The sequence below is a fragment of the Frankia sp. AgB32 genome (assembly GCF_023243045.1).
In the GTDB taxonomy this organism is placed as follows: Bacteria; Actinomycetota; Actinomycetes; order Frankiales; family Frankiaceae; genus Frankia.
Map to the genome: position 1 here is coordinate 1 of NZ_JALKFX010000042.1, position 13,835 is coordinate 13,835.

At 71.9% G+C, this 13,835-nt stretch carries 13 protein-coding genes and 1 pseudogene; 11 read left to right on the plus strand and 3 right to left on the minus strand.

The genetic code is table 11. The features are described 5' to 3' along the window. The 3 genes and pseudogenes from MXD60_RS14695 to MXD60_RS14705 all read right to left on the minus strand — a co-directional run. Positions 1–180, minus strand: a pseudogene (locus MXD60_RS14695) (hypothetical protein); the annotation flags it as partial. A gap of 123 nt (positions 181–303) precedes the next feature. After that, entirely contained in the window at positions 304–1,614 is a 1,311-nt protein-coding gene (locus tag MXD60_RS14700) for a DUF445 domain-containing protein (RefSeq protein WP_248819627.1), read from the minus strand. 270 nt (positions 1,615–1,884) lie between these two features. Beyond that, complete coding sequence (locus MXD60_RS14705) at positions 1,885–2,175, minus strand: DUF6343 family protein (RefSeq protein WP_248819628.1); 291 nt, start codon at positions 2,173–2,175, stop codon at positions 1,885–1,887. A gap of 143 nt (positions 2,176–2,318) precedes the next feature. Here MXD60_RS14705 and MXD60_RS14710 point away from each other — a divergent pair, with 143 nt between their 5' ends. The 11 genes from MXD60_RS14710 to MXD60_RS14760 all read left to right on the plus strand — a co-directional run bounded on the left by MXD60_RS14710 (position 2,319) and on the right by MXD60_RS14760 (position 13,746). Then, positions 2,319–3,311 (plus strand): thioesterase family protein, encoded by a 993-nt coding sequence (locus tag MXD60_RS14710; protein WP_248819629.1) that lies wholly within the window; start codon positions 2,319–2,321, stop codon positions 3,309–3,311. 657 nt (positions 3,312–3,968) lie between these two features. Continuing rightward, positions 3,969–7,307, plus strand: coding sequence for a nitrate- and nitrite sensing domain-containing protein (locus tag MXD60_RS14715; protein ID WP_248819630.1), 3,339 nt, complete (start codon positions 3,969–3,971; stop codon positions 7,305–7,307). 1 nt (position 7,308) lies between these two features. Continuing rightward, a complete protein-coding gene (locus MXD60_RS14720; RefSeq protein WP_248819631.1) occupies positions 7,309–7,728 on the plus strand; it encodes a roadblock/LC7 domain-containing protein in 420 nt (139 codons plus the stop codon). Between the two features lie 111 nt (positions 7,729–7,839). Further along, positions 7,840–8,211, plus strand: a complete 372-nt coding sequence (locus tag MXD60_RS14725) for a DUF742 domain-containing protein (protein WP_248819632.1) — start codon at positions 7,840–7,842, stop codon at positions 8,209–8,211. Further along, a complete protein-coding gene (locus MXD60_RS14730; RefSeq protein ID WP_248819633.1) occupies positions 8,192–8,821 on the plus strand; it encodes a GTP-binding protein in 630 nt (209 codons plus the stop codon). The genes MXD60_RS14725 and MXD60_RS14730 overlap by 20 nt, the downstream gene beginning before the upstream one ends. Positions 8,822–8,937: 116 nt before the next feature. Further along, positions 8,938–9,966: a LuxR C-terminal-related transcriptional regulator gene (locus tag MXD60_RS14735; RefSeq protein ID WP_248819634.1), complete on the plus strand. Its 1,029-nt coding sequence runs from the start codon at positions 8,938–8,940 to the stop codon at positions 9,964–9,966. Positions 9,967–10,550: 584 nt separating this feature from the next. Continuing rightward, positions 10,551–10,862 carry a TcmI family type II polyketide cyclase gene (locus MXD60_RS14740; protein ID WP_283098385.1) on the plus strand — a complete coding sequence of 104 codons (312 nt, stop codon included), beginning with the start codon at positions 10,551–10,553 and terminating at the stop codon, positions 10,860–10,862. 232 nt (positions 10,863–11,094) lie between these two features. Further along, entirely contained in the window at positions 11,095–11,352 is a 258-nt protein-coding gene (locus MXD60_RS14745) for an acyl carrier protein (protein WP_248819636.1), read from the plus strand. 110 nt (positions 11,353–11,462) lie between these two features. Continuing rightward, complete coding sequence (locus tag MXD60_RS14750) at positions 11,463–11,969, plus strand: SRPBCC family protein (protein ID WP_248819637.1); 507 nt, start codon at positions 11,463–11,465, stop codon at positions 11,967–11,969. A gap of 14 nt (positions 11,970–11,983) precedes the next feature. Then, positions 11,984–12,457, plus strand: coding sequence for a cupin domain-containing protein (locus tag MXD60_RS14755; RefSeq protein WP_248819638.1), 474 nt, complete (start codon positions 11,984–11,986; stop codon positions 12,455–12,457). Next, on the plus strand, positions 12,445–13,746 hold the full coding sequence (locus tag MXD60_RS14760) for a beta-ketoacyl-[acyl-carrier-protein] synthase family protein (protein WP_518467991.1): 1,302 nt from the start codon (positions 12,445–12,447) through the stop codon (positions 13,744–13,746). Before MXD60_RS14755 ends, MXD60_RS14760 begins: the two co-directional genes overlap by 13 nt. The last annotated feature ends 89 nt before the right edge of the window (positions 13,747–13,835 follow it).

Genomic DNA, 13,835 nt, shown 5'->3' on the forward strand with positions numbered 1-13,835 from the left:
GGTCAGGCCACCGCTGGGCGTCGGCAACGGCTCGCCGTGGGCCGCCACCAGCGCCGTGCCGAGCCGTCGGGCGGCCCCCCCGGTGCCCCGCCCGCCGGGGCCGGGGCCCCCCGCCGGGGCCGGGGGGGCGCCCGCCCCCACCCCCCGGTCCGGGCCCTGGGAATCTGGCCGGTGCTGCACTGCGCGCCCATCCCGGTCAACGTCGTCGTGGCCCGCACAGTGGGCCGGGCTCTCCGTGCCACATGGTTCCAGACGTGCGCACCCGGGGATGCGCAGGGTGGCCGGCACGTCGCGCGAAGGTGGTCAGAAGACGAGCTCGGTCACCGTGTGGATGAGCAGGCCCACCAGCGCACCAACGACCGTTCCGTTAATCCGGATGAACTGCAGGTCCCGGCCGACGTGCAGCTCGATGCGCCGCGAGGTCTCCGCGGGCTCCCAGCTCGCCACCGTGTCCCCGATGATCGCCGCGATGTCGCCCTTGTACCGTCCGACGGCCCGGGTGGCGAGGTCGGCGGCCCCCTGGTCGACAGTGGCCGCGAGCACGGTGTCCGTGGCCATGCGCTGGCCGAACGCGGCCAGCTCGGAGCTCGCCCGGACCCGGACGGTGCTCTGCGGGTCGGTGGTGAGGTCCAGCAGGATCGTGCGCGTCGTCGCCCAGATCGCCGAGACCGCCCGGCCGACCTCCGGGTGCCCCAGCAGGCGCTGCTTGATCTGCTCGACCTGCTCGCCGAGGCAGGGATCGGTGCGCAGCCGGCCGGCGAAATCGCCGAGGAACCGATCGATCGTCTGGCGAATCCGGTGGTCGGGGTCGGCCCGCAGGTCCGCCAGCGCCTCCAGGGCCTTGTCGTACGCCTTGGCCGAGACCGCCTCGTCCAGCCACTGCGGCGTCCAGGCCGGAGCCTGATCGCGCACGAGGCGGGTGAACGTCTCCGGATTGCGCACGAGCCAGTCCTGGATCTCGGCGACCAGGACGTCGACCAGCCGGTGGTGCAGGCGATCGTCGAGCACCCGCTGCAGCGCCGTGCCCAGCACGCCCGCCCAGGGCCGTTCGACGATCCGCGGCAGCACCGCCTTCTCGACGATCTCGCCGACGAGGTCGTCGTTCATTCCGGCGATCGCCGCGGACAGCCGCTCGGCGACCTCGGTGGTGACCCGCTCGGCATGCGCCGGCTCGCCCAGCCAGGTCCCCACCCGCCGGGCCACCCCGATGCCGTCGATCTTCTCCCGGATGACGTCCTCGGCGAGGAAGTGCGTGCTGACGAAGTTCTCCAGGCCGCGGCCGAGGGCGTCCTTGCGGTGCGGGATGATCGCGGTGTGCGGGATCGGCAGCCCGAGGGGATGGCGGAACAGCGCGGTCACCGCGAACCAGTCGGCCAGCGCGCCGACGACCCCCGCCTCGGCGGCGGCGGCCACGTAGCCGGCCCAGGCGGGCCCCCCGTGGCTGCGCCAGCCCTGGGCGGCCAGGTAGACGGTCACGACGACTGCGAGCAGTCCCGTCGCGATCAGCCGCATCCGGCGCAGGCCCTGGCGCAGCCCTGGCTCGTCCGCCGTCCCCCGGGGAAAGGCGGTCCCGCGTTCGTAGGTCGCGCCCTCGGGGGCCACCGCGTCGTCCATCGAGCGCCGTCCCTCCCTGACCCGCCTGCGCACCGACCATCCCACCCGGACGGCCCGGTGAACGGTCGTCGCCCCGTCCCCGGGGACTCGCGGCTGCGGACTGATCGTCCGGCTTCTCGGACACCCTATGTGTCGCGGCGCGGCCGATGACCCGCGGCGAGGGCCGAGACCGCGGGGGAGGACGGCACGGGCTGTCCGGTCCGGGTGGGGCGCTCGCGTGGCGGGTGGGCGCAGGGCGCCCCGACCGCGGCCCGGCTGGGCCCCGTGCGGTCACCGGCGCCGTCGCGCCGTCCCGTGGGCCCGGCGGTGGATCACGACGAGATCGACCACGGCCACGGCGGCCAGCAGCGCGAGGAACGCGGCGGCACCGGGATTGCCCGCCCGTGCGAACAGGACGGCCGTCACCCCGCAGAAGAGCAGGCCGAACAGGGCGAGCACCCGGCGCAGCCCGAGGGCGCTGCGCGCCGGCGGCCATCCGCCCGACCCGCGGGACAACCGGCGCCGCCAGCGCCGACGCGGGAGGTCCCCTTGCTCGCGCTGGTGCGGCAGGGAGCTGGTCACGGTCCTCGGCATGCCCTGTCCGCGGCGACGCGAACCGGCTGCCCGGGTCCGCGGGCGGCGGCGTCCGACGGGCGCCGCGGTGGCCTGCCGCGGGTCGACGGTGGCCGGACCGGTCAGGCTGACCCGCCTGGCAGAATGTCAGGGTGACAGCCCCGAGTGAACCCGGCATCTCACCCGGATCGCCCAGCGGGCCGCCGGTGGGGGCGCGCACTCTGGCGACGGCCGCGTCCGCCGGGCGTGCCGAGCCGCCCCTGCCGCGCCAGCAGGCGGCGGCGATCACCGAGGCATGGGCGGAGCGCGACCCGCGCCGGGACGCCACGTCCGCCGCCGATCTGCTCGGTCTCACCGTGGATGCCGAGGCCCGCCGGGGCGCGTTCGTCGCGGCACCACACCTGCTCAACGCCCGCAGGACCCTGTGGGGCGGCTGTGGCCTCGCCGCCGCCATCGCCTTCGCGCAGGCCTGCGGCGCCCGGGAGTGCGTGTGGGCCCAGGCCCAGTTCGTCGGCCCCGTCCATGCCGGCGCGACCGTCGAGCTGCGCGCCGACGGGGGCGCACTGTCCCAGGCCGCGGTCCGGGCGACGGCGGAGGGGCGCACGGTGTTCCGGGCGGGTGGCACGTTCGGCCGGGCGACCGGGGCGGTGACCCGGTTCGCCCCGTCCGGTTCCTGGGCTCCGGACCCGCTCGACTGCCCGCCGCGGGAGTACCCGGCCTGGTTGACCTTTCCGCGCGATGGCGTGCTCTCCCTGGTCGAGCAGCGGTGGGCCAGGCCGCCCCGCACCGTGCTCGACGGAACGCCGGGCACCGGCCGCAGCGCCCTGTGGCTGCGCCTGGTGCCGCCGCTGCCGCTGACCGGTGCCGCGCTGGCACTGCTCGCCGACTTCACTCCGGTCGGCCTGATCGAGGCCATCGGGGACATGTCGATGGGCACGAGCCTGGACAACCAGCTGCGCGTCATCGCCGCACCGGTCGGGGAGTGGATCCTGCTCGACGTGCGGGTGGAGGCCATCGTCCGCAACGTCGCCCAGCTCCGGGCGCGGATGTACGACGCCGCGGGTGCGTTGGTGGCCACCGCCGGCCAGGCGGCCCTGGTCCACCGGGTGCGACCGCCGGGCGACGCCGTGCCCGGGCAGGGATGACCTGCCGGCTCAGGCGGGCAGGTGGGCGGCCGGCGGATTGAATCCGCCGTAACCGGGCACCTGCTCCAGATCTCTCCTTTCGGGCTTCGGGCGGGCGTGGCGACGTAGCCTGATTGCTCTTCACGGCAAGGTAAGAGGCGTGGCCGGTGGGTGGTTGCCGGTTCTCGTCGTCGATGGATGACGGCTGTGCGTCCGGCGGTTCATCGATGTGCCTCTCGGAATATCGATGGGTGCGCGTTGTCGCTGTCGCGAATCCGGTTATCTGGCGCGCCGCCAGGAACTGCGGAGTCGGGTGAGTGCGTGCTGGTTACCGCTGCTGCGTGCTCGCTTTGGCGGCTGGGCGTTGCCTGGGACCGCCTACCCTGGATCTCACTGCCGTTCGTGATAATCGGCAGCTGGCATCCCTTATGCCGTCACGGCCTGCGACCCTGTCGTTGCTTTTTGGTTGAAGCGACAAGCCCCTAACACCCGTCCTGGAATCCCCCGCTAGAGTTAGCCCTCGCCCCGAGGTCAATCGCCCGATGCCCGGGCCAAGTCGGCAATGCGTCGGTCCAAGCGTTGTCGTGTGTGGTCCTCCTGGGGCAAGTCCCGTTGAAGTCGAACCACTCACCCCGCACATGAGGCGCCCACCTGACGGGTGCCGGACGAGAGGACCGGATGCTCCAGAATTGGCCCATCCGCTCGAAGCTCGTGGTGATTCTCGTCGTCCCCCTGGCCGCCTTGGCGGTGCTGAGCGTGATACAGGTGCGGGGGAACGTCGACAACGTACGGGCCGCGAACCGAATCAAGTCGCTGGCCAGCTTCTCGATCAAAGCAAACGACCTGGTAGCGGCGTTGCAGACCGAGCGGTTCGCCACGAACTCCTACGTTGGCTCGAGCTATCTGGCGACCCCCCAGGGGCAGCTGGCCGTCGACGCGCGCGTCCCGGTCGACCAGGCGCTGGCGACCTACCGCGCGGGTGAGTCGGGCCTGCCGTCGAGCGCCCGGGACCCGCTGGCGACGACGCTGGCGGCGATCTCGACCCGGCTGGACAAGCTCCCCGCGCAACGGCGGGCGATCGACGCGCGCGAGGCGCGGGTCGATCAGAACAACACCTATTACAACGATCTGGTCGACGACCTGCTGTCACTCAACGGCCGCGTCGCGCTCGGCAGCCACAGCGCGGCCCTGGTCAACGGGGCGGCCACGCTCGCCAGCATCTCGCAGGCCAAGGAAGAAGCCGCACAGCAGCGCGGCGCCGTCGCCCGCGTGATCATTCTTGGTCAGCAGGACCAGCTCACCCTGCACCAGATCGAGAGCTCGGCCGGTGCCGAGGACGCCTGGCTGACGCAGTTCCGCACCACCGCGACCGCGGACGAGCAGGCGTACTACAACGCCACCGTCGGCCGTACACTGTCGGCCGCGACGGCTATTCGTGACACGACGGTGAACGCAGTGGTGTCCGGTCAACCCGTGACGACCACCCAGCAGGCCTGGCTCCAGGCCGTCGGGGTAAAGATCGACGCACTGCACGAGGTTGAACTCCGGATCGCCAACGATTTGGGTACGACCAGCTCGGACATCTCTAGTTCAGCTACCCGCAACGCACTGCTCGGCGGGATTGGTGTGACGTTGGTCCTATTCCTGTCGATCGCCATTTCGCTGCTCGTCGCGAGTCCGATGATCCGGCATCTGCGTACCCTGCGACAGGGCGCGCTCGAAGTCGCCACCGACCGGCTTCCCGGGGTTGTCGAGAGGCTTCACCGCGGCGAACAGGTCGAGATGACCGCGGAGATATTCCCCGTCGATGTAAAGAGCACGGACGAGATCGGCCAGCTCGCTGAGGCGTTCTCCACGGTGCATGCGGTGGCCGTGCGCACCGCGGTGGAACAGGCCGCCATGCGCAAGAGCATCGGTGACACCTTCCTCAACCTCGCCCGACGCAGCCAGGCGCTCATTCACCGCCAGTTGAAGATCATCGACGGCCTGGAGCGCAAGGAGACCGACCCCGACGAGCTCGAGGAACTGTTCCGGCTCGACCACCTCGCCACCCGCATGCGTCGCCACGCGGAGGACCTCATCGTCCTGTCGGGCTCCAAGCCCGCCCGAGGCTGGCGCCGCCCGGTCGAGATCAAGGATGTCGTGCGCGGCGCCGTCGCCGAGGTCGAGGACTACACGCGGGTCAAGGTCATGCCCATCGACGGCGGCGCCATCAGCGGCCACGCGGTCGGTGACGTCATCCACATGCTCGCCGAGCTCATCGAGAACGCCACCTCCTTCTCGCCGCCCCACACCCCGGTGCAGGTCAACGGGCACGAGGTCTCCAACGGCTTCGTCATCGAGGTCGAGGACCGCGGCCTCGGCATGAGCGCGCAGGAGTTCCAGTCCATCAACGAGCGGCTGTCCGACCCGCCACCGTTCGACCTGTCGACCAGCGAGCGGCTCGGGCTGTTCGTCGTCGGCCGCCTTGCCGTCCGGCACGCGGTCTCGGTGAAACTACGCCCCTCGCCGTACGGCGGCACGATGGCCATCGTGCTGGTCCCGACCGGCCTGCTGCGCCAGTCCGACGAGGACGGCGACGGGCGCCCGACGAGTGGCGGCGCGACCGTCCGCTCGCTGCCCGCGCCGGCCGTGCCCGCGCTCGACGGCCCCCCCTTTGACGAGGACGGCCTGGCCGAGCGCGGGCCCAACGAACCGCGACCGGCCGCGCCCCGTCCCGGCGATCCCCGTCAGGACGAGTCCCGCTCCGGCCAGTCCCGCTCCGGCCAGCCCCACTCCGACGAGTCCCGGCCGAACGCGCTGCGCCCGACCGAGCGCCGGCGCGCGGGCCGCGGGGAACGCCGACTGGATCTCGCTCCGCCGATGGACGCCGACGAGCACCCCGCGGACGGCGTGCGCCCGGCCTCCGTGCCACTCGCCGACGTGCCGCGCGCCGAGGAGCCGGTGCCAGCCGAGCAGATCCCCGTGGATCCGCTCGCCGATGGGCCCCTGACCGCGCCGCAGCCCACCTACATGCCCGAGTCGATCACGGGCGCCGACGAGACCCTCCTCGACGACCTGCCGGTGTTCGCCACCGTCCGGTCGAACTGGTTCGTCGCCGACCGACCCTCGCACCCCGGCGCCGGCGGCCGGCGCTCCGACGGCCCGACCCGCGTCCCGGGCGAGGCCGCCGAGTCCGAGCGGGCGGTCGACGGTGAACCCGGTTCGGTCGACCGTGACCCGTCGACCGGCGGCGATCAGCGCCGCTCGCGGATGATCGGCCGCGACGCCGCCGCGCTCGGCGCGGGCGAGCTGGACCGGGGACCGCGAGGTGGGGATCTGCCGCAGCTGCCCAGCCGTCGGGCCCGCCCGGGCAACGGCTATCCAGCGGGTTTCGCCGACCCGGCAGCCGCCGACGACGGGCGCGCGCCGGTCGAACCGGCCGCGGTGCCGGCCGGGCCCGCGGTGCGACCCGGCCAGGGAGCGAACTTCCCGGATCCCGGCCGCTACGACCCGGCCGGTTATGGGTCCCCCGCCCGCGACGGTGCCCTGGGCGCCGGCCCGCCGGCCTCCAGGTTCGGCAACCCCGGACCGGGGGACCAGCCCGCCAGGTCGGCGCGCCCGGGTGAGGTGGGTCGCCACGACCCGCTGACCTCGCCGCTGAGCCGCACCACCGGCCCGCGCCAGCCCGACCCGCGTCGCGGTGGCCCCGCGGGACCCGGCGCCACCGGCCCGGGCGACGAGGTCGTCCCGTTGCACCGGCGGGCCGGCCGCGGGCGCGACGGCGGGGACGCGGCCGAGGACGGCCAGCGCGGTGAGGAGCAGACCGACCTCGGTCTGCCGAAGCGGACCCGGCGGGCCAGCCTCGCCCCCCAGCTTCGCCGCGACGCCGCCAGCGAGCGCCCCGCCCCGCTCGCCGCGCACCGCAGCCCGGAAGAGATCCGCACGATGATGTCGTCCTTCCAGAGCAACTTCGGTCGCGGTCTGGCGGACGGCCAGGACTCCAACGACGGCGATGACGTAGGAAAGGTGACCTGAGATGCGCCCGCTGGGACCGTCCGAGAACATGAGCTGGTTGCTCAACAACCTCGTCAAGAAGGTGCCGGAAGTCACCTACGTGATCGCTCTGTCCTCGGACGGCCTGCTTCTCGCGACGTCGTACGGGATGGACCGGACCACGGCCGATCAGCTCGCGGCGGTCGCCTCCGGCTTCAACTCGCTCGCCCGCGGAGCCGGCCGGTTCTTCGGCGGTGGCAGCGTCCGGCAGACGATCGTCGAGATGGACGAGGGCTTCCTGTTCGTCACGGCCGTCGGCGACGGTTCCTGCCTGGCGATCCTGTCCAGCCCCGGCGCGGACATCGGCCTCATCGCCTACGAGATGGCCCTGCTGGTGACGAGGGTCGGCGAGTTCCTCACCCCGGAACTGCGCGCGCAGATGCAGTCCGCGCTCCCGCTGTAGCGACCCGACCCATGACGGCCGGCGGGGGTGCGGCGGCGGGTTTGGCCCGCCGGTCGACCTCCTGCCCGCGCCGACCGGACCGCAGAGAACTCTCCAGGCAGGAGGACCGGCATGTCGTACGACGAGGAATGGTTCGACGAAGAGGCGGGTCCGGTCGTCCGTCCCTACGCCGTGACCGGGGGCCGGACCCGGCCGACCAACCGGGCGCTGGATCTGGTTGCCCTCGTGATGACCACACCCAACGGGCGGCTGATGACCGCCACGTTGGAGGCGGAGCAGCGCGCGATCGCGCTGCTGTGCCATCGGGTGCAGTCAATTGTGGAGATCTCCGCCCGACTGGACCTCCCGCTCGGGGTCGTGCGCGTCCTCGTCGGCGACATGCTCGATGCCGGCCTGGTCACCGTGACCCGTCCGGCCCGATCCTCGGACCGCCCCTCCGCGGCCCTCATCGAAAGGGTGCTCGATGGACTACAGGCCCTCTAGAACGCGCCCGCCGGAGGCGGCGACGTCCCTGCACCCGGTAAAGATCATTATCGCCGGCGGGTTCGGGGTCGGGAAGACGACGTTCGTCGGGGCGGTCAGCGAGATCCCACCGCTGACCACAGAGGCCGCGATGACCTCGGCGAGCATCGGGATCGACGACACCAGCTCGGTCACCTCGAAGACCACGACCACCGTCGCCATGGACTTCGGTCGGATCACCCTCGTCGACAGCGTGATCCTCTACCTGTTCGGCACGCCCGGTCAGGACCGGTTCTGGTTCATGTGGGACGAGCTGGTCCTCGGCGCGATCGGCGCGGTGGTGCTCGTCGACACCCGTCGGCTGGCGGACTCGTTCCCAGCCATCGACTACTTCGAGGAGCGGGACATCCCGTTCCTCGTCGCTCTGAACCGGTTCGACGGTTCCCGGGAGTACCGCGGCGAGGACGTCCGGGCGGCGCTCGACCTCGACCCCCGCCGGCCGTTGGTGTTCTGTGACGCCCGCCAGCGCGAGTCGGTCCGCCAGGCGCTGGTCGCCCTGGTTCGCCACGCCCTCGACGTGGTTTCGGCGGAGCAGTCGGGCCGGCCGGCGCTGCCCCAACGGTCCGGGTGAGCGCCGTCGCCGACGGCCGGGGGGCAACCGGTAACACCACACACCTCGCGGTGGGGACGAGCTGGGCGACCGGTCCTCGTCGAGAGACTCACGAACCAGCTCCGGGGAAGGGCACGGTGCTTGATCTTCTCGGCCTCGACGGCGTCGCGTTGTCCGCCTACCGGCTCTGGTTGCGTCACGGTTCGCTGGGTGTGGCCGATGTCGCGGAGCTTCTCGGAGAGCCGGCGCGCGACGTCGGTCAGGCCCGTGATCGTCTGCTTGAACTGGGGCTGCTGCTCGCCTCGCGGGAACGGCCCGGTCACTTCGTCGCGGTGCACCCCGAGGCCGGTCTGGACCATCTGCTCCAAGCCCAGCACGAACAACTCATCCGGCGCCATGAGCGGCTGGTGCGCGCACGCGCGCAGGTCAGCGTCTTCGTGTCCGACTACCTGGAGAGCCGACCGGATCCGGACGGCGTCGAGGTGCAGCGCATCGACAGCGTCGACCACGCGCGGGCGGAGCTGCTGGCGATCGTCGGACGGGCCGAACGTGAGGTCCTGACCCTGCGTATCCGACGTCGAGCGGCATCGACGCTGTCCAACGATGTCATGCCGGTGGAGCTGCGCGCGCTGCGGCGAGGTGTGGTGATGCGTAGCGTACTGCCGCGCGCCACCCGCCAGGACGAGAACGGCGTCGGCTACCTGCGCACCGTCGCCGCGCACGGGATGGACGCCCGTCTGCTGGATGACCCGCGGCTCGAGGCGACCACGGTCGACGGCCGGATCGCCCTCATCGGCCCCGCCCTCGGGGCCGCTCCCGGCCGTGGTGGCGGTCGCGGCGTTGGCGGCGGTCATGCCCTCCTCGTGCGCACGCCCGAACTCGCCTCCGTTCTGCGAACCCTGTTCGAGCAGGTCTGGGAGATCGCCGAGCCGATCAGCGGCGAACTGGCCGACGCGTCCGCGCCCGAGGCCGCGGACAATCCGTCCGACTCCGAACGACTGCTGCTGCGACTGCTCAGCCTCGGAGTCAAGGACGAGGCGGCCGCCCGTCACCTCGGCGTGTCCGTGCGCACCGTCCGGCGAATGATCGCGGACCTGATGACGCGCCTCGACGCGCGCAGCCGATTCCAGGCCGGCACCCTGGCGACCCGCCGCGGCTGGCTCTGACCCCGCTGGCGCCGGCCGCTGGTTGATCGCGTCCGGGCGTGCACACGCACGCCCGGACCGGGCTGAACTCAACCGGTCGCGTTTTTGCTGGGTTGTGTTCTGCATGCGTACCAGTTGGCACCTGATTGCCGGGGCAGTTTGTTGCCAGACAGTTTCCGGGACGCCGGCAGCTTCTGGCCGCATGCTCTCGATGAGCCCAGCAGAGACCACCTCGAACGGGTGGTCGCGAAGGCACGTCCGGCAGTCGCGTGACCGGCGTGCCCGCGAGCCTGTTCCGACCAGCCGACCCTGTGCAGCGTGTGATCTCCGGCAACGACGCCGACGCACGCATGTCCGCCATGCAGACCGTCAGACCGTCAGACCGCCACGCCGTCGTGCCTTATGCCGCCGCACCGCCAGATCCCGCGCTGCGCAGACCCCGCAGTGCCGCCCAAGCCGCCGCGCCCTCGTTTCGTCGCCGCAGCCGAAACGAGCCCGTGTCCGACGGCCCTGGCCCAGCACCCTACTAGGAGCATGTAGTGCCCGCAGCCGCCGGATCGCAAACCTCGGCCGCCACCACTCCCGGAAAACGCACACATCGCACTCTGATCGTGGCAAGAATGAATCCCGCCGACGCCGATGCGGTCGCGGAGACCTTCGCGGAGTCGGACGCGGGCGAGCTGCCCGTGATCGTCGGTGTCACCCGACGTGAGCTTTTCACTTTTCATGGATTGTACTTCCACCTCATCGACGCCTCGGCGGACGTCGCGCCGGCGGTCGCGAACGTGCGCGAGCATCCGCTTTTCGTCGACGTGAACCGCAAGCTGGACCAGTACATCACCGCCTACGACCCGGCGACCTGGCGCGGCCCGGCCGACGCGATGGCCCGGAGCTTCTACCACTGGTCGGCCGACTGACCGCTCCACCGCGGGACCGGTGGGGCCCGCGCGCGCCCACCGCCTTGCGTGGCGGCGCCCCGTCCACCCGATCTCCCGCGAGCCGCATATAGAGGTCGCTGGTGGTTTCGCGCCGCGTCTCGTCGCGATCCGCCGATTCTCGCCGGCCCGGTCCGTCGCCCCACCCGGCGCCCCCCGTTCCGTGAGAAGTCATGCCCGAGCAGCCCCAGGACGATCCAGCAAGGAGCTTTTCATGCCCCAGGAATGGACCGCCGACGCACTCCTCGACTTCCTCGTCGACCAGGTCGGACTCCCGCAGGAGGACCGCCCGAGCACCCTCATGGTGAGCCTGACCGACATTGGTCTCGACTCGTTGGCATACCTGCACCTGTCCGCCGAGGTGGCCGACGTGTTCGGCGTCGACCTGCCCGCCGAGATGATTCCGGGGCAGTCGCTCGCCGAGATCCTCGACACCGTCAACGCGGCCCTCGGGGAGCGCGAGCCGGTCTGATCCGAACATCCACCCCGTCGATCTTCTGTCCTGCACCTACCACGCCGTGACACCTGTGTATCCGTACCCGACGTCCGTCCCGGATTCCCTTTCCTAACCGCGGAGTAGCTGTGAGTGGGCACACCGACAACTCAATCCTCATCAACGCCGACATCGACACCGTCTGGACCATGACCAACGACCTGGAGTCGTGGCCGGACCTGTTCACGGAGTACGCGTCCATCGAGATCATCGAGGTGACCGGAAACACCTTCAGGTTCCGGCTGACCATGCGCCCGGACGAGAACGGCACCGTGTGGAGCTGGGTGTCGGAACGCACACTCGACCCGGTCGGCCGACAGGTGCGCGCCCACCGCATCGAAACCGGCCCGTTCGAGTACATGCACATTCACTGGACCTACGCCCCGGAGGGCATCGGTACCCGGATGCGCTGGGTGCAGGACTTCCATCTGCGGCCCACCGCGCCCCGCAACGACGAGCAGATGACCGATCGCCTCAACACGAACACCGCGCGGGAGATGGCGGTGATCCGGGACAAGGTCGAACGGGCCGCCGCGGCCGGCTCGACCACACTGCTCGCTGACACATCGGCCGCCCCCGTGCCGGAACAGGTCTGAGGAGGACGGCCCCGATGGCATCCCCAGCGATCGCGCCCCCGAAGGTCCTCTGCATCCACGATGTCGCCCCCAACCGGCGCCGCGGCGGCGACATCCGCACGCTGCTGTCACCGGCGACGGTCGGCTCGACGTCCGGATTCCTCGGCACTCTCACCCTGGAACCAGGCGAGTTCGTGACCGAGCACTGGCATCCCTACTCGGAGGAGTTCCTCTACTGCGTGCGCGGCGCCGTGACCGCACGCCTCGACGGCCAGGACCACGCTCTGCCCGCGGAGCACGGCGTCTGCGTGCCGATCGGGATGCGTCACCGCATCACCAACGACGGCGACCAGACGGCGTTCCTGGTGTTCCACCTCAGCCCGCTGGCGCCCCGTCCCGACCTCGGCCACGTCGACACCGAAGCGGTGCTCAACCCGGACGCGGCGCACACGCCGATCATCCGCTCCGGCCCGTGGGCCGAGGCGCTCCCGCCCGGATCCCGGCGGTGAGGCCGCCGCGCGAGGTGGCGGTCACCGGCATCGGGGTGGTCGCCCCGGGCGGGACCAACCGCAAGGAGTTCTGGACGCTGCTCACCGACGGCCGCACCGCGACGCGGCGGCTGTCGTTCTTCGACCCCGCGCAGTTCCGCTCCCAGGTCGCCGCCGAATGCGACTTCGACCCGGCGGCGGCAGGCCTGAGCGCCCAGCAGGTCGCCCGCAACGACCGGTTCGTGCAGCTGGCCCTGGCCGCGGCCCTGGAGGCGGTGGACGACAGCGGCCTCGACCTGCGGCCCGCCGGCACCGGCGGGCTCGGTGACGACGACGCCGGCCCGGTCGTGGGCGTGAGCATGGGCAGCGCCGTCGGCGCGACGACCCGGCTGGAGAACGAGTACGTCGTCGTGTCCGACTCCGGCCGGCACTGGGAGGTCGACCCGCGCTACGCCAGCTCGTTCCTCTACCACGCGCTCGTGCCGAGCTGCCTGGCCACCGAGATCGCCGACCGGTTCGGCACCCACGGGCCGGCGGCGGTGGTCTCCACCGGCTGCACGTCCGGCATCGACGCCGTGGGACACGGCGCGCAGCTCATCGCCGACGGCGAGGCCGACATCGTGATCGCCGGCGCCTCCGACGCGCCGATCTCCCCGATCTCCGTCGCCTGCTTCGACGCGATCCGGGCGACGACGCAGCACAACGACGATCCCGAACACGCCTCCCGCCCCTTCGACGCCAGCCGGGACGGCTTCGTGATGGGCGAGGGCGCCGCGGTCCTCATCCTGGAGGACGCGGCCGCGGCCCGTGCCCGCGGCGCGCATGTCTACTGCCACGTCGCCGGATACGCGTCCCGGTCCAACGCGTTCCACATGACCGGCCTGCGGCCCGACGGCGCCGAGATGGCCGAGGCGATCCGGATCGCGATGTCGGCCGCGCGGGTCAACCCCGACGACATCGACTACGTCAACGCACACGGCTCGGGTACCAAGCAGAACGACCGGCACGAGACGGCCGCCTTCAAGCGGGCCCTGGGTCCGCGGGCCTACGGCGTGCCGGTCAGCTCGATCAAATCGATGATCGGCCACTCCCTCGGCGCCATCGGCTCGCTGGAGATCGCCGCCTGCGCCCTGACCATCGAGACCGACGTCGTCCCGCCGACGGCCAACTGGACGACGAGGGACCCGGTCTGCGATCTGGACTACGTGCCGAACGTGGCCCGTGACCACGCCGTCGACGTCGCCCTGTCGGTGGGCAGTGGCTTCGGCGGGTTCCAGTCCGCCGTCGTCCTCACCGGGCCGAACCGGTGAGCGCGACCGCCGGAGCCGCTGTCGCGCACGCCGGGGAACGTCCCGCACCCGCACCCGCACCCGCACCGGCGCCGGCGCCGCGCGAGCCG